At 57.8% G+C, this 16,185-nt stretch carries 17 protein-coding genes; 7 read left to right on the plus strand and 10 right to left on the minus strand.

Translation table 11 applies throughout. The features are described 5' to 3' along the window. Positions 1-227 precede the first annotated feature (227 nt). Positions 228-506 carry a 30S ribosomal protein S20 gene (rpsT, locus tag BLW70_RS00985; RefSeq protein WP_008154937.1) on the plus strand — a complete coding sequence of 93 codons (279 nt, stop codon included), beginning with the start codon at positions 228-230 and terminating at the stop codon, positions 504-506. Between the two features lie 121 nt (positions 507-627). On the opposite strand, the gene BLW70_RS00990 is transcribed toward rpsT, so the two are convergent. The 5 genes from BLW70_RS00990 to rplU form a co-directional block, all read right to left on the minus strand. After that, positions 628-1,092, minus strand: a complete 465-nt coding sequence (locus tag BLW70_RS00990) for a CreA family protein (protein ID WP_074871037.1) — start codon at positions 1,090-1,092, stop codon at positions 628-630. 12 nt (positions 1,093-1,104) lie between these two features. Next, positions 1,105-2,223 (minus strand): glutamate 5-kinase, encoded by a 1,119-nt coding sequence (gene proB, locus BLW70_RS00995; protein ID WP_074871039.1) that lies wholly within the window; start codon positions 2,221-2,223, stop codon positions 1,105-1,107. 137 nt (positions 2,224-2,360) lie between these two features. Further along, positions 2,361-3,584 (minus strand): Obg family GTPase CgtA, encoded by a 1,224-nt coding sequence (gene cgtA / locus BLW70_RS01000; RefSeq protein WP_074871040.1) that lies wholly within the window; start codon positions 3,582-3,584, stop codon positions 2,361-2,363. 194 nt (positions 3,585-3,778) lie between these two features. Next, positions 3,779-4,054, minus strand: coding sequence for a 50S ribosomal protein L27 (gene rpmA, locus BLW70_RS01005; RefSeq protein ID WP_017340859.1), 276 nt, complete (start codon positions 4,052-4,054; stop codon positions 3,779-3,781). Between the two features lie 34 nt (positions 4,055-4,088). Beyond that, positions 4,089-4,403 (minus strand): 50S ribosomal protein L21, encoded by a 315-nt coding sequence (gene rplU / locus BLW70_RS01010; RefSeq protein ID WP_003176051.1) that lies wholly within the window; start codon positions 4,401-4,403, stop codon positions 4,089-4,091. A gap of 240 nt (positions 4,404-4,643) precedes the next feature. On the opposite strand from rplU, the gene BLW70_RS01015 reads away from it, so the two are divergent. The 3 genes from BLW70_RS01015 (at position 4,644) to BLW70_RS01025 (ending at position 6,544) form a co-directional block, all read left to right on the plus strand. Next, entirely contained in the window at positions 4,644-5,612 is a 969-nt protein-coding gene (locus BLW70_RS01015) for a polyprenyl synthetase family protein (RefSeq protein ID WP_033054288.1), read from the plus strand. Between the two features lie 126 nt (positions 5,613-5,738). Beyond that, positions 5,739-6,080 carry a zinc ribbon domain-containing protein YjdM gene (locus BLW70_RS01020; protein ID WP_008154270.1) on the plus strand — a complete coding sequence of 114 codons (342 nt, stop codon included), beginning with the start codon at positions 5,739-5,741 and terminating at the stop codon, positions 6,078-6,080. A 206-nt stretch (positions 6,081-6,286) separates the two neighbouring features. After that, positions 6,287-6,544, plus strand: a complete 258-nt coding sequence (locus BLW70_RS01025; RefSeq protein WP_074871042.1) for a PA4570 family protein — start codon at positions 6,287-6,289, stop codon at positions 6,542-6,544. Positions 6,545-6,678: 134 nt separating this feature from the next. Here the strand turns inward: BLW70_RS01025 and BLW70_RS01030 are convergent, their stop codons facing one another. The 3 genes from BLW70_RS01030 to BLW70_RS01040 form a co-directional block, all read right to left on the minus strand. Then, positions 6,679-7,296 (minus strand): BamJ family beta-barrel-assembly machinery protein, encoded by a 618-nt coding sequence (locus tag BLW70_RS01030; protein WP_046048787.1) that lies wholly within the window; start codon positions 7,294-7,296, stop codon positions 6,679-6,681. 121 nt (positions 7,297-7,417) lie between these two features. Beyond that, positions 7,418-7,717, minus strand: a complete 300-nt coding sequence (locus BLW70_RS01035) for a DUF6482 family protein (protein WP_074871044.1) — start codon at positions 7,715-7,717, stop codon at positions 7,418-7,420. Between the two features lie 132 nt (positions 7,718-7,849). Next, positions 7,850-8,338 carry a TIGR00645 family protein gene (locus tag BLW70_RS01040; protein WP_033054284.1) on the minus strand — a complete coding sequence of 163 codons (489 nt, stop codon included), beginning with the start codon at positions 8,336-8,338 and terminating at the stop codon, positions 7,850-7,852. Positions 8,339-8,509: 171 nt separating this feature from the next. Between BLW70_RS01040 and BLW70_RS01045 the strand changes: the two genes are divergently transcribed. Next, entirely contained in the window at positions 8,510-10,339 is a 1,830-nt protein-coding gene (locus BLW70_RS01045) for a hypothetical protein (protein ID WP_074871046.1), read from the plus strand. Positions 10,340-10,344: 5 nt separating this feature from the next. Here BLW70_RS01045 and BLW70_RS01050 read toward each other — a convergent pair whose 3' ends face one another. Together BLW70_RS01050 and BLW70_RS01055 are read right to left on the minus strand one after the other, a co-directional pair. Next, positions 10,345-10,686, minus strand: coding sequence for a PA4575 family protein (locus BLW70_RS01050; protein WP_074871047.1), 342 nt, complete (start codon positions 10,684-10,686; stop codon positions 10,345-10,347). Positions 10,687-11,004: 318 nt separating this feature from the next. Then, on the minus strand, positions 11,005-13,443 hold the full coding sequence (locus tag BLW70_RS01055; protein WP_074871050.1) for a Lon protease family protein: 2,439 nt from the start codon (positions 13,441-13,443) through the stop codon (positions 11,005-11,007). Positions 13,444-13,719: 276 nt separating this feature from the next. Here BLW70_RS01055 and BLW70_RS01060 point away from each other — a divergent pair, with 276 nt between their 5' ends. Together BLW70_RS01060 and BLW70_RS01065 are read left to right on the plus strand one after the other, a co-directional pair. Continuing rightward, the gene (locus tag BLW70_RS01060) at positions 13,720-14,208 is read left to right on the plus strand and encodes a DUF3015 domain-containing protein (RefSeq protein WP_017340868.1); all 489 of its coding nucleotides are present in this window, start codon (positions 13,720-13,722) and stop codon (positions 14,206-14,208) included. Positions 14,209-14,313: 105 nt separating this feature from the next. Continuing rightward, complete coding sequence (locus BLW70_RS01065) at positions 14,314-16,167, plus strand: Lnb N-terminal periplasmic domain-containing protein (protein ID WP_074871052.1); 1,854 nt, start codon at positions 14,314-14,316, stop codon at positions 16,165-16,167. The last annotated feature ends 18 nt before the right edge of the window (positions 16,168-16,185 follow it).

Raw genomic sequence — 16,185 nt, forward strand, 5'->3', positions numbered from 1 at the left:
ACAGCAGGCGAACAAAGCGCCTACTTATGCGATACTCCGCGCCGCAGCAGCACAGAGCCAAAGCTCGCGAGTTTACAGGTCAAGCGCCGGAAATAAATATCCCGCCTCTTTATACCTACCACTTAGCGGAACGTCTCAACCGCCCTTGACAAGACATCAACTCATCGGCATGATTCGCGGCCTATTTTGTTTGCTATTTCCTAAAAAGTCTTTCGAGGAGCTCGACGGTGGCCAACACACCTTCCGCCAAAAAACGTGCAAAACAGGCTGAGAAGCGTCGCAGCCACAACGCCAGCCTGCGTTCCATGGTTCGTACCTACATCAAGAATGTAGTTAAAGCCATCGACGCAAAAGACGCTGAAAAAGCTCAAGCTGCTTACGTTCTGGCCGTGCCAGTTATCGACCGTATGGCCGATAAAGGCATCATCCACAAGAACAAGGCTGCTCGTCATAAGAGCCGCCTGAACGGTCACGTCAAGGCTCTGAACCTTGCTGTTGCCGCATAAGCGATAAGCTTGTTAAAAAACCGACCTCAGGGTCGGTTTTTTATTGCCTGCGATTTGGCAACAACAGCACAAAAAAAATGGGAAGGGGCAGCCCCTTCCCATATTTTTGATCTTCTTTAGATTACTGCGCCTGCGCCCACGGCAGGATCGGGATGGCGGTGACCGCATTCTGCGGACTACCCTCGATCACACGATCGCTATAGACCAGGTACACCAGCGTATTGCGCTTCTTGTCGAGGAATCGCACCACCTGCATGGTCTTGAACACCAGCGACGTGCGCTCCTTGAACACCTCGTCACCATCCTTCAACTCGCCCTTGAAGCTGATCGGTCCGACCTGACGACAAGCGATAGACGCTTCCGCGCGATCTTCAGCCAACCCCAAACCACCCTTCACGCCACCCGTCTTGGCCCGCGACAGGTAGCAAGTCACACCCTCGACCTTTGGATCATCAAACGCTTCGACGACGATGCGGTCGTTCGGACCGACAAACTTGAACACCGTCGACACCTGACCAATCTCCTCGGCCGAGGCCAGCAACGGCATCATCAACAGCAGACCCAACAATCCTTTTGCCACGCGCATTCAGGTATTCCTTCAGACCAGGATCAGGTTATCGCGATGAACCAGTTCCGGCTCCGCCATGTAACCCAACAGACCGACAATCGCCTCAGACGACTGACCGATGATTTTTTGTGCTTCCAGCGCGCTGTAGTTGGCCAGGCCTCGAGCGATTTCACGACCATCCGACGCCACGCAAACTACCATCTCACCACGACGGAAGCTGCCCTGGACCAATTTGACCCCCACAGGCAGCAAACTTTTGTTGCCTTGGGACAGCGCCGTCACCGCACCAGCATCCAGCACGAGCGTGCCGCGGGTTTGCAAGTGCCCGGCCAGCCATTGCTTGCGCGCTGCCAGCATGCCGCGCTCGGGCGACAGCAAGGTGCCAATGCGCTCGCCAGCCTTGAGACGATCCAGCACGCGCTCAATACGCCCACCAACGATGATGGTGTGCGCACCGGAGCGAGCCGCCAGCCGCGCAGCACGCAATTTGGTCTGCATGCCCCCACGACCCAGCGCACCACCCGTACCGCCCGCCACCGCATCCAGCGCCGGATCATCGGCGCGCGCCTCGTAAATCAGATTGGCGTCAGGGTTGTTGCGCGGATCGGCGTCGAACATGCCGTCGCGATCAGTAAGGATCACCAGCAAGTCAGCCTCGACCAGGTTGGCTACCAACGCTGCCAGGGTGTCGTTGTCGCCGAAACGTATTTCGTCGGTGACCACGGTGTCGTTCTCGTTGATCACCGGAATAACTTTCAGCTCGACCAGCGCACGCAAGGTGCTACGGGCATTCAGGTAGCGCTTGCGGTCGGACAAGTCATCGTGAGTGAGGAGAATCTGCGCGGTATGCCGGCCATGCACGGCAAAGCTCGATTCCCAGGCCTGCACCAACCCCATCTGACCGATGGCGGCGGCGGCCTGCAGCTCGTGCATCGCACTGGGTCGCACGGTCCAGCCCAAGCGGCTCATGCCGGCCGCCACCGCCCCGGAGGACACCAGCACCAGCTCGACGCCAGCCTCATGCAAAGCCACCATCTGCTCGACCCAAACACTCATTGCCGCGCGATCCAGCCCCTTGCCATCCGCTGTCAGCAAAGCGCTGCCGATCTTCACGACCCAACGCCGCGCACCTGTCACCTTGCTCCGCATCATCTTCAACCTTAGCTTGAGGACAGCGCGACCTGGCACTGCCCGTAACGTTATTCGTGGTTATTCGTGACCAACTATCGATTTCCAGATACTAAAACGCCGCTCCAGTGAGCGGCGTTTAAGTTTATCGCAACGAATCAGTCACGCACGTAAATGATTTCCGGACCGTCTTCGTCATCCACATCTTTTTCGTCCCAATCATCGTCGCCGATGTCGTGGACCGACTTCACGCCGCTACGGCGCAGGGCACGCTGGTCATCCAGGGCCTGCAACTGAGCACGAGCTTCGTCTTCGATGCGCTGATCGAGCTCGGCCAACTCTTCCTTGTACGCAGGGTCGGCAGCCAGACGATCGGCACGATCTTCCAGATAACGCATGATGTCGTGACACAGACGCTCGGTACCCAGCTTGGAGATCGCCGAGATCACATAGACAGGACCGGTCCACTCCAGGCGATCTACGATTTCCTTGACGCGCTCGTCGTGCTCTTCCTCAAGAATCTGGTCGCACTTGTTCAGCACCAACCAACGATCGCGCTCAGCCAGGGACGGGCTGAACTTGGTCAGTTCGCTGACGATCACTTCGGCAGCATCCGGAGCGCTGGTGTCATCCAGCGGCGCCATGTCCACGAGGTGCAGCAACAGACGGGTACGCGACAAGTGCTTGAGGAAGCGAATCCCCAGGCCTGCGCCGTCGGAAGCACCTTCGATCAGGCCCGGAATGTCCGCGACCACAAAGCTTTTCCAGCGATCGACACTGACCACACCCAGGTTCGGCACCAGCGTGGTGAACGGGTAGTCGGCGACTTTCGGCTTGGCGGCCGATACAGCGCGGATCAGGGTACTTTTACCGGCGTTCGGCAAGCCCAGCAGGCCGACGTCAGCCAATACCTTCATTTCCAGCTTCAGGTCACGCGCCTCGCCCGGCTTACCCGGAGTGGTCTGGCGCGGAGCACGGTTGGTACTGGATTTGAATCGGGTGTTACCCAGACCGTGCCAGCCGCCATGAGCCACCAGCAGTTTCTGGCCAGCTTTGGTCAGGTCGCCGATCACTTCCTGGGTGGCAGAGTCGATGACGGTAGTGCCGACCGGAACACGCAGGACCAGCTCTTCACCTTTTTTGCCGGTGCAGTCAGTGCTGCCGCCGTTGGAACCACGCTCGGCATCAAAGTGCCGGGTGTAACGGTAGTCCACCAGGGTGTTGAGGTTTTCGTCGGCGATCATGTAGACCGAGCCGCCATCACCACCATCACCGCCGTTCGGGCCGCCGTTTTCAATGAATTTTTCGCGACGGAAGCTCATGCAACCGTTGCCGCCGTCACCGGCCTTTACTCGAATCGATACTTCATCAACAAACTTCATAACAAAACGCCTCTCGTCATACGGACGAGCCGAAAAACACTAAGACATAAGACTCTTGCAAAAATGAGCGCAGCGACCTCAATCAACGACCGCAAATCCAGCGCTGGAGCCCATCACAAACAGCTTTGCAAGAGACTCACCCCACAAACGAAAAAGCCCCGTCGCGAGACAGGGCTTTTCCAGCAACTACGCAATTATGCCGCGACGACTTCAGTCTTCGGGACAATGCTTACGTAACGACGACCGAAGGCGCCCTTTACTTCGAACTTGATCACGCCGTCGATTTTAGCGAACAGAGTGTGATCCTTGCCCATGCCAACGCCGTAGCCAGCGTGGAATTGGGTGCCGCGCTGACGCACGATGATGTTGCCCGGAATGATAACCTGGCCGCCATACATCTTCACGCCAAGGCGTTTGGCTTCTGAGTCGCGACCGTTACGGGTACTACCACCAGCTTTTTTGTGTGCCATGAGTCAATTCTCCTAGTGAGGAATTAGGCTGAAATTAAGCCTGAATACCGGTGATTTTGATCTCGGTGTACCACTGGCGGTGGCCCATACGCTTCATGTGGTGCTTACGACGACGGAACTTGATGATGCGGACTTTATCGTGACGACCTTGGGAGATCACTTCAGCCACAACGGTAGCGCCAGCAACAACTGGAGCGCCGATGTTCACGTCATCGCCATTGGCGACCAACAGAACGCGATCAAAAGTTACGGATTCGCCGGTAGCGATTTCCAGTTTTTCGATCTTCAGGTATTCACCTGGGGCGACCTTGTATTGCTTGCCACCAGTAACAATTACTGCGTACGACATGGTATTTCTCCGATAATCCTGCTCACCCAGCTCTTTATAAGAAGAGGTATTGGCTGGCATGGCTGCATTGGGCTGGAAGGCCTGTTTGCAATTGCGTAAGGCAGGTGCTGCCCAGGAAGTTCAGGGTGCGCGATTGTACGCAAGCTGCCGAGGCGATGCAAGAGGCCGTCCATCGTGCCTTGACACCCGCCGACGTGGGTCCTAGCATGCCGCGCAACCCTTCTGGAGCAACTGTCGCTGATGCAACCCCAAGCTTTCTACCGCGCGGTGGCGGACGATTTTAGCGCCGTCGACGGCATCATCAAGAAGCAGCTGACTTCCCGAGTGCCGCTGGTATCGAAAATCGGCGATTACATTACCTCGGCTGGCGGTAAACGCCTGCGTCCTCTATTAGTGTTGCTGTGTGGCAAGGCACTGGGGCGCGAAGGCGATGACCTGCGCCTGCTGGCCGCGACCATCGAGTTCCTGCACACCGCAACCCTGCTGCATGACGACGTAGTCGACATGTCCGGCATGCGCCGTGGCCGCTCGACCGCCAACGCCATGTGGGGCAACGCCCCGAGCGTACTGGTGGGCGACTTCCTGTATTCGCGGTCCTTCGAAATGATGGTCGAACTGGGCTCCATGCCGGTGATGAAAATCCTTTCGCAAGCCACGCGCATCATCGCCGAAGGCGAAGTGTTGCAACTGTCGAAGGTTCGTGACGCCAGCACCACCGAAGAGACCTACATGGAAGTCATCCGCGGCAAGACCGCGATGCTCTTCGAGGCCTCGACACACAGTGCTGCTGCGCTTTGCGAAGCGACATCGGAACAGTCGGAAGCCCTGCGTACATTCGGCGATCATCTGGGCGTGGCGTTCCAATTGGTCGACGACCTGCTGGACTATAAAGGCGACGCCGAAACCCTGGGCAAAAACGTCGGCGATGATCTGGCTGAAGGCAAGCCGACCTTGCCGCTGATCTACACCATGCGCGAAGGCACGCCGGAGCAGGCTGCCCTGGTACGCAAGGCGATCCAGAAAGGCGGCATCGAAGACCTGGAAAGCATCCGCGAAGCCGTCGAAGCGTCTGGTTCGCTGGATTACACCGCGCAACTGGCCCGTGACTACGTGGCCCGCGCGATCAAATGCCTCGATGCACTGCCTGCCAGCGAATACCGCGATGCTCTGGTCGAGCTGAGCGAGTTTGCGGTCGCCCGCACGCACTGATTCATCCCCCTGTGGGAGCCCCCTCGCCACGGGCCGCTCCCACAGGTTATTTAGCGCCACGCCCTCTTCGGCCTAAAACCCTATATAATGTGCGACTTTTAGCGATCCTCAATCCAAGGAGCTTTAGTGAGCACGTTGCCACCCTGCCCAAAATGCAATTCCGAATACACCTACGAAGACGGCGCCCAGTTGATCTGCCCTGAGTGCGCCCACGAGTGGTCCGCCAGCGGCGAAGCCGAAGCAGTGTCCGATGACACCGTGAAAAAGGATTCGGTCGGCAATGTCCTGCAGGACGGCGACACCATCACCGTGATCAAGGACCTCAAGGTCAAAGGCACATCGCTGGTGGTCAAGGTCGGTACCAAGGTCAAGAACATCCGCCTGTGCGATGGTGATCACGACATCGACTGCAAGATCGACGGCATCGGCCCGATGAAGCTCAAATCCGAGTTCGTCAGAAAAGTCTGAGCCTGCTGTATTCCATCCCGCGTCCTGCGTGGGATGGTGCTTCCCCCTCCCCCGCTTCGCCCAGCAATCCCTCGCAATAGCCAAACGCCAGCCGTTTTGACCTTACGCAACCTTTACCCTTAAAAAAACACAAACCGCCAATAGGTCCTTGCTATTTGTTGAATAAGAATTATTCTCATTGAAACCCATCAATGGAGATGAGACCCATGACTTATTTGATCGACGCCTGGCTGGACCGCCCACACCCTTACCTCAGGATCCTGCATCGGGAAACCGGGGAAGTCTGTGCGGTGCTTGAAGAAGAAGCCTTGAACGAGCTGCAGGATCAGGGTGATCTGGACCTCAACGGCTTGAGTTCCAGCGAGCCGGTGGTGCTCAAGGAACTGGTGCGCAATCTGTTTCTGTTCTGCTATGCCCGGGCATTGCGCCCGTCTCATGATCTCAATACAAAGTTCGAGGTATGAAGATCACTGCAAAAACTGTGGGAGCGAGCCTGCTCGCGAAGGCTGACTAGCATTCAACATTTCAGTCGATTGTTATGCCGCTGTCGCGAGCAGGCTCGCTCCCACATTAGCCCGACGTAGCATCGGGCCAGGTATTACAGAACGTCGAGCAGCTCGACGTCGAACACCAGCACGCTGTGCGGCGGAATGCTGCCAACGCCTTGAGCGCCGTAAGCCAGTTCGCTCGGCACGTACAGACGCCATTTGCTGCCGGCGTTCATCAGTTGCAGGGCTTCGGTCCAGCCAGCGATCACGCCGCCAACCGGGAATTCTGCAGGCTGACCACGATCGTAGGAGCTGTCGAACACAGTGCCGTCGATCAGAGTGCCGTGGTAGTGAGTGCGTACTTGATCTTCACGGGTTGGCTTGGCGCCTTCACCTTGAGTCAGCACTTCGAATTGCAGGCCGGAAGCCAGAGTGGTGATGCCGTCACGCTTGGCGTTTTCAGCCAGGAATGCCAGGCCTTCGCCAGCAGCGGCTTCAGCTTTGGCAGCTGCTTCAGCTTGCATGATTTCGCGAATGACCTTGAAGCTCGCGGACATTTCTTCCTGGCCCACACGGCTTTCCTTGCCGGCGAAAGCGTCGGTCAGACCTGCCAGGATCGCGTCCAGGCTAACGCCCGGTGGCGGGTTGTCGCGCAGTTGGTCGCCCAACTGACGGCCAATACCGTAGCTGACGCGGGTTTCGTCGGTGGACAGATTTACTTCGGACATGACACTGCTCCGCTGTGCGGACGGCCCTGGAACTCGCCGTGCGTACACAGCGCGCCCCGGAGCGCCCGGAACCAAAAGGGCCAGCAGACTAGCACAGATGCCATTGAGTTGATGAGAGCTGTCAGTGCTGCCACGCGATGGGTACCTTCAGGCTCTCTTCGGAACTGGCACCGAGCCCACACATCTCGTCATGAACCGAAATGTGTACAAGGTTGAACGGCAAGCTGGGAAAGGCATGAAGCACTTCACGCGCATGCTCGACCGAACGCAAATGAAACATCTGGCCGCGGGCATCACTCAATGGGTACGCCGCGCCATGCATCCGCGCTTCCAATAGATAGATCCCGCCTTCCATCGAGATCAGGTTGAGTTCATCAATCTTCCCGGCGATGGCATAGGCATTCAACTCTTGCAGGTTCATGAACACACCTCACACAGTGGCGAGCCAAGATCATTACAGGCATAGGCCTCGGCGCTTCAAAGTACAAGCCATAAACGACACCGCCCGTCTGTTTCGCAACATTCGGGCGGTTGGGTATACCGGTAAAAGCGATCAGTGCTTGGTCAGCTTATCCAGATAGCCCATGGCAAACGCCGAAATCACGAAGGTCATGTGGATGATCACGTACCACTTCAAATGCTCGGGATCGACGTTCTTGGCGTCCATGAAAATCCGCAGCAGATGGATGGACGAAATGGCCACGATAGAAGCAGCCACCTTCATCTTCAACGAAGAGGAATCCATGGTGCCCAGCCAGTTGAGCTTTTCCTTGTCGTCGTCGATGTCCAGTTGGGAAACGAAGTTCTCGTAGCCGGAAATCATCACCATCACCAGCAAACCGCCTACCAGCGCCATGTCGATCAGCGAGAGCAGCACCAGAATCAGATCCGACTCGGCCATCGAGAACACGTTAGGGATGACGTGGAAGACTTCCTGGAAGAATTTCAGCGCCAGGGCCAGCAGCCCAAGGGACAGACCGAAGTAGATTGGCGCCAGCAGCCAGCGACTGGCGTACATTGCGTTTTCGATAAAGCGTTCCATTGACTCTCACACGTGGGGTTGAAAATGGCTGCGAGTATACCAGCCGCCTGTCTATACCCAGAAGCAGACAGAAACCGTTGGGAAATCCGCAACCTGCGCGTGTGTGACAAGGTTTTTCTGCTAGTGTCCAAAGCAATGACAGCTCAGCGACAGCGGACAGGAAGACGGGAAATGGATGTGCGATTGCCTTTAACGAGCGCCGGAATTTGCCTGGCTTTGCTGATGAGTGCCTGCTCACCCAGCGAGGAGAAGCGCCAGGTCAGCCTCGAGGAAAGGACGGCGCAGTTCGAGAAGTCTCTGGAGGCGATTCAGGACCCAAAGCTCAAGGATGCCGTGGCTGAACTTGGCGGCTCACTGTTGTTGCTTGAGCGTGCGCAACTCAAGCTCGACAGCAAACCGGTGGAAACAGAATATGGCGAAGACGCCCTCGCGATCCTCAAGCACTATCCGACGCCCCAGGCTTTGGTCGACACGTATATCAACGGCCTGTTCGTGCTGCACAAGGATTCCAGTTCCGACTACCTGACCGACCTGCAACCGGTGCTCCCCTTCAACTTCAACATTCCGGCCGCGTATCTCTTTCCCCATAGCCTTGAATGGCAATCGGTAACTTTGAGCAACAAACGCGTCATTCAATATCAACCGGAATGGTCAGAAACCGATCCTGGAATTCAACTGAGCCCATCGAGCTCAAACCTGACCAACCCTGAAGACCTGACGGTGACCTACCCCTTCATCGATGGCCTGGGTGTCGAAAACACGAAACAGCCACAACCGGTGAGCCTGCAAGGCAAGGTGGAAATCATCGCGCCGGGTCGGCTCTACAGCTTCGACCTGACGAAAAAGGACGTTGGCCAGACTCGCACCAACGACAACCTCAGCGTCACCCTGCTCAACCTTGCAAACAACTATGCCGAAATCGAATTCAACAACAGCGCGCCACTGGCCCCGGAGGTCAGCCAAATACCGTTGAACCCGCTGATCGTCCAGGCCAGGGACAGCACCGGGCAATTTCTCTCGCGCTCAGGCTCGATCAACGAAACCTCCGCACAAATAGCCTTCTATCAAAAACAACTGGCGAAAATGCAACAGCAGAAAGCCTGGAGCGAGAGCTTCGAAAAACAGCTCGAGGAAGAACAGCGCGCCTTTGAGAAGCAACAGAGCCGACAGTATTCCAAGGTGTACTTCAACGGACCGATCGAAACGCTTGAGGTCAGCGTACTGGACTTTTCAACGGCCACGGTGACTCGCAAGGACTTGAACCTGCCGGTACTTCGCTTCGACCCACATACCACGCAAAAGACCATCCAGCCCCTGACGCTGCCGGTGGTGGTGTACGACGACCAGGCCCCGAGCTGGCTCAAGGGCGCCACACTTGGCGAAGAGCAACTGAAAAAAAGCGTCCGCATCAGTCAGTCGGTCGAAGACCCCAGCGCCGCGCGTATCGACTTCGATCACCCCAAAAGCTTCAATGATGAGCTGCTCGGCACCTCCTTCAACCCTGGCGAAAGCCCGGTCAGCTTCTTTACCGAGGACAGTAACGGCAAGCGCGATGAGCCGATCGAATTGCCGCCTGAGGCTTATCAGGTCGATCCCCTGCGCGGCACTATCACCTACGACTTGAACCTGTTTCCGGAAACGCCGGCTTACGCAGTGGGCTCCATGCCGTTGTTTCTCGCCAGCATCGAAAAGAAAACCATCGACGCCCACCAGCTGCCCAAAGGGCTGACGCTCAAAGGCAATGCGTTGGTGGTTGATCTGAAGCAGTTTCCCGCCCAGGACTGGCGTTTCTTCGCCAAGGACGACAGCGGCAATTATCTGAAGGAGATTCTGGCGGTCAGCCACGATGCGAGCGCAGAAGGCCCGGCATTATTGGGGGTGCATTATTTCTACGGGCAACCAACCCGCCTGGAAACCTATCAACGAACCGACCTCTCCACCGTGCAATATGGCTTTGAGGTCAAACTCGATAAGGCGGACACCTCCCACCTTGTTCAATAGTTTGCTCAATGCTCGGGCCGAAACTCGAAGCCTCCAGAGTTGCGGCAGCGGCCACCATTGATTTCCCGCAACTGAGCTTGCAGGTGCAGGCACCAGATTTGCGGATCATCGGCCAGCTCATAGCCATGCAGGGTGAGACTTTCAACGATGGTGTCGAGGATCGACTCAGCCACAAAGGGGCCATGAAACGGGCCCTGGGCTTTAATGGCAGAAGGTTGTTCGCCGGCCATTCCGGCGGCGAAGAGTAAGGTCCACATGCCCGTATCTCCCGCCAATGGGCGGATGGCACACTCGATACGGGTCACAAGGCCCAGGCATTGGCGGGTGAGGCAGAGGTTGCGCGACATGGCGGCGACCCTCGGTAGATCCGGTATTCAACCCCCACGGGAGGGCTGTCTCGATCCAGTGATTACTGTCGATATCCTTGACCTGAGAATAGAGGAAAAGTCTGACTAGCACGTCAAGCGGGACCAGAAGGCGCCGAATGGTCATTGTGTGAATATTGACGTCAGAGTGATGGCACTTTTTCAGCGTTCACTTAATACAAGTGTGGGAGCGAGCCTGCTCGCGATAGCGGACTTCCAGCCAACACATGTGCTGGATGGCAGTGCGTCATCGCGAGCAGGCTCGCTCCCACAGTGGATCGGTGTGATCCTTCAGATCGGTCAGGCCGGTTTGGCCTCGACCAGGGCTTCCTGCGCAGCTTCTTTCTCGGCTTCCTTGAGGTCCTCTTCGCTGATCATTTCTGCGATGACCCGCAAGCGTTCCACCACCCGCGCGTTAACGCTGCCTTCAGGGAACTGGCCATCCGCGTCCGGCGCACCGGCCGGCTCACCGACCAACAGGCTCAGGGCTTCATCAGCCTGGCGCACGGCGTAGACGTGGAACTGCCCCGCGCGCACCGCCGTCAGCACTTTCTCGTCGAGCATCAGCGTGGCAACGTTGGCGTGGGGAATGATTGCTCCCTGCTCGCCGGTCAACCCACGGGCTTCGCAGAGCCGGAAGAAGCCTTCGATCTTCTCGTTGACCCCGCCCACCGCCTGCACTTCACCGAACTGGTTGATCGAACCGGTAATCGCAAAACACTGCTTGAGCGGGGTTTTCGACAGGGCCGAAATCAGCGTGCAAGCCTCGCCCAACGATGCACTATCACCATCGACGTAACCGTAGGATTGCTCCAGGGCGATACTCGCGGAAATCGCCAGCGGGAATTCCTGGGCGTATCGGCTGCCCAGATACCCGGTGAGGATCATCACGCCCTTGGAGTGAATCGGCTGGCCAAGATTGACCTCGCGCTCGATGTCGACGATGCCGCTACCGCCCGGATACACCGTGGCGGAAATCCGCGCCGGCACACCGAACGCCGAGTCACCGACCTCCAGCACTGTCAGCCCGTTACATTTGCCCACCGCCGCGCCGTCCGTGTCGATCAGGATGATCCCGGCCAGCATGTCATCGAGAATCCGCGCCGAGACGCGCCCGGTTCGCGTGGCCTTGGCCTTGAGCGCACGTTCGATGTGCCCGGCGTCGGTCATTTCGTCACTGGCCAGTTGGCGAATGAAATCCGCCTCGCTGACCAGTTGGAACAGATCACCGATCCGCGCCGACAAACGCCCCTGGTGCTCAGCCAGGCGAGCACTGTAAGTCGCCAGGCGCGCCACCGCATCGGCGGTCAGCGGCGCCATGCCTTCCTCGGAGGTGCGGGTCTTGAGCAACTGGGCGAACTGCTCCAGGCTTTCGTCGACCATCGGGATGTCTTCGTCGAAGTCCACCAGGACGCGGAACATCTCCTGGAAGTCCGGATCGAGGTCCTGCAGCGTGTAGTAAAGCTGTCGGGCGCCAATGATCACGACTTTGACCTGCAACGGAATATGTTGCGGATTAAGGGTCACGGTCGCGAAACGGCCCATCTCGCCCAGCGGCGATTCCATTTTCAGCTTGCGCGATTGCAGCGCGCGTTTGAGCGCGTCCCACACGAACGGCTCGCTGAGCATTTTTTCCGCTTCAAGAATCAGGAAGCCGCCGTTGGCGCGGTGCAGCGCACCCGGACGCAACTGTCGATATGTGGTGTAGAGCGCGCCCTGATCGGTGGTGTACTCGATGCGGCCGAACAGGTTTTCGTAAGTCGGGTGCGGCTCAAAGACCACTGGCGCACCGCCGCTGAACGGATGACCGACCACCAGGCTCGGCGCGTATTGCTCTTCCAGCAGCTTGCGGGCGATGGCGTCCGTCTTGCTGTCGTCCACCAGTTGCTCGACCACAGTCTTGAGCAGGTACACCTGCATCGCTTGCAGGTAACCGCAGACCGCCGCGTTTTCCGCATACTTCTCCGACAATGGAGAAAGCAATGGCTGCAAGGCCAGGGTGATGGTTTCTTCGTTGAGCTGGCGCAGTTGATTGCTCGACTCACGCTTCCACTGCGGCAGGCTGGCGAGTTCTTCGTTCAGCCGCTCTTCCAGCCATGCAATGTCGTCGTGAAAACGCTCGCGATCGGCTTCCGGCAACTGGGCAAATTCGGCTTCGTCCACGGCTTTGCCTTCGCTCATCGGCGTGAAGGCGATATTGGTACTGTCGCGGTACAGCGCAACGTCCTTCTCCAGCGCCAGGCGCTCGATCACGTCCAGCGCTTTGTCGTAACGCTGGTTGAAGGCGCGGTCGATGGCGCTTTTCTTTTGCTGGTAGGACGGGTGTTCGAACACCGCCGGAAAAGTCGCCAGCAAGTTGTCGATCAGGCCGTTGATGTCATCGATAAAGGCGCCAGCAGTGCCCGACGGCAACTCCAGTGCGCGAGGTTCGCGAGGATCATCGAAATTATTGACGTAGACCCAGTCGGCCGGGGTCTGCAGGCGCTTGCCTTCGGCTCTCAGGTAGCGTTTGACGAACGAAAACCGGCCGGTGCCGGGCTCGCCCATGACGAATACGTTGTAACCGGGGCGTGGCATCGCCACACCGAACTGCAAGGCTTCGACCGCACGTTCCTGGCCAAGCACACCGCGGAAGGGCTCCAGATCATTGGTGGTAGAGAAGCTGAACTGTTCAGCGGAAAACGGACGGGTCAGCGCTTCAGGCGCTAGACGCAAGCTGGCAGCAACAGGATCAGACATCGGGCTTCCTTACATCAGGCGGGGCAGATAGCGGCATTCTGGCGCTGCCCATACCTCACTTGCAAGGCGCGCCTCTGGCCAAAGCATAGACAAAGCGGTATTGCTGTGCGGGCAGGGTCTAAATCAGTGTTTTCAACGAATGTTATGCAAAAAATAACGGAACCTCAGGAACGTGCCTAAACTCCAAACTGCGCGGCTGGAACGATAACCGGCCCACTGGCGCCAGATTGGGCCAGACCCCTTGTCCATTGGTATGCACATAAAGAGAACAAAGCTATGAAACGGATTCTTCTCGGTACTCTCTTCACCGCTGTATCCCTCAATGCCATGGCTCAGGCGCCAGGCGGCCCGGATTGCGGTTGGGGCAACATGCTGTTCGAAGGTCAGCGTGGCACCCCGGCTCACTTCCTGGCATCCACCACCAACGGCACTTCCGGCAACGCAACGTTCGGTATGACCTCGGGTACCAACGGTTGCTCGACCAATGCGTCGCTGACCTATGGCGGCAAATCCTGGATTGCCATGAATGGCATGATGAACGAGCTGTCCGAAGACATGGCTAAAGGTCAGGGCGAAGCGCTGACCACTTACGCTGTGGTACTGGGCGTGGCGCCGGAAGACCGTGCGCATTTCGCCGCCGTTACTCATGAGCACTTCCAGCAGATCTTCAGCAAGGCTGACGTGACCGCTGACGATGTGCATACCAATACCCTGGCCGTTCTGAAGAGCGATCCGCGTCTGGCCAAGTACGCCACTCAAGCTTAAGCTCGACTCGCCCGCTCCTTTCGGGGAGCGGGCTTTATTTTTTGAACCTGGCCCTTTTGGCCTGCCCCTTCGGGTCTTTGTTTCTTCCGACTTAAGTTGCCCACTATGCTCAAACGCCTTGCCTGGCTGGCGCTCTGTGTCTGTGCCCCGCTGTCTGCCACGCCCAAAATCGACAATCAACGTTTGCAGCAACTGGCCAATGACCCCTTCTGGATTTCCCTGGGTCACTACGAAGCCGCCAAACTCGGCGGCTGGCGCAGCTATGTCAGCGACAAGAAATTCTTCCTCGCCGCCGACGGCAATGAACATCCTGACCGCGAGCTGGCGGCGACCGTGCAAGCGCTGTACGCCCCGGCCAGTGCGGGCGAAAAACATGCGCAATGCGTCTACCCGGCCCGCACCCGCTGGCTCAAGGCACAGCTCAACCTGACCGATCTGCCGACGCCTCCCTGCACCGAATTCAAGCAATGGTTCAAGGATGTCTCGCCCCACAGTGCGGTGATGATTTTCCCGGCAGCGTATCTGAACAGCCCGTCATCGATGTTCGGTCATACATTGCTGCGCATCGACCAGGCCAATGTACAGAGCGATCAAACCGCCCTGCTCAGTTATGCAATCAACTTCGGCGCGTACATCGAAGGCTCGGACAACAGCATCCTGTATGCGTGGAAAGGCTTGATGGGCGGCTATCCGGGTCTGTTTGCCCTGGTGCCCTATCAGGAAAAACTCTCGGAATACCGCAGCCTGGAGAATCGCGATCTGTGGGAATACCGCCTCAATCTGACCCAGACAGAAACCGAGCGCATGGTCGAGCACGTCTGGGAGCTCAAGCAGATTCAGTTCGATTATTTTTTCTTCGATGAAAACTGCTCATATCGCCTGCTCGAACTGCTACAAGTGGCCCGCCCGAACCTGCGATTGACCGAACTGTTCCCGCTGACCGCGATTCCTACCGACACCGTGAAAGCGGTGAAAGAAGCCGGGCTGGTGGAATCCATTCAGTATCGACCGTCTCGCGAACGTGAACTGCTGAGCCGCGCCGAACCGTTGACCCATGAAGAACAGGAGTGGGTGCTGAAAGTCAGTGCCGACCAGAAGCAGTTGCAAGAACCGGCGTTCAAGGCTCAACCCAAGGATCGCCAGGCATTGATCATCGACGCCGCCTATCGCCTGGAGCGCTACCGCGCCAACGGTCAGGAACGTGATCCGCAACGGGCGCAACGCAGTTTCGAATTGCTGCGGGCGATCAACCAGAACCCGGCACCGGAACTGGACATCCCGCAACCTGGCCTGCCTGAGAATGGCCATGAATCGCGCACCTGGCAGGCCGGTATCGGCACTCGAGGCGACAAGGCGTTTGGCGAGTACGGCTTGCGCATGGCGTATCACGACCTCAACGACAACGCCGAGAGTTTCCCCCTTGGCGCGCAGATCGAAATCCTGCAAATGAAACTGCGCCAGTACGAGGGCAATCACTGGCAGTTGCAGCAATTTGACCTGGCGACCATCCGTTCCCTGACCCCGCGCAATGAATTGCTGCAGCCGCTCTCGTGGCAAGTCACTGGCGGCCTGGAGCGCGTGCCGGGCAAGCATGACGACGAAACCCTGGTCAGCCACGTCAATGGCGGTGGCGGCGGGACCTGGCAACTGGGCGACGACATGCTCGGCTTTGCTTTGGGCACCGTGCGCGTTGAACACAACAACGATTTTGCCGGTTTCATCGCCCCGGCGGCGGGGTTCAACAGCGGTTTGCTGTGGAAAAACCCGTTGGGCAACTTCAGCCTGGAAGCCAAAGGCGATTTTTTCACCAACGGTGAAGTACGCCGTAGCGTGAGTCTGAATCAGCAGTGGGAATTGTCGCGCAACCTGGGTTTACGCCTCAGTGCCCAGCGCGAATTCAGTCACCTGGCTTCGCCCGAGAATGAAGTGATGCTTGAGGTGAAGTGGTATCACTATTAATCCGTCCCCCGTAGAAAA

The organism is Pseudomonas frederiksbergensis (genome assembly GCF_900105495.1).
GTDB classification, from domain to species: Bacteria; Pseudomonadota; Gammaproteobacteria; order Pseudomonadales; family Pseudomonadaceae; genus Aquipseudomonas; species Aquipseudomonas frederiksbergensis.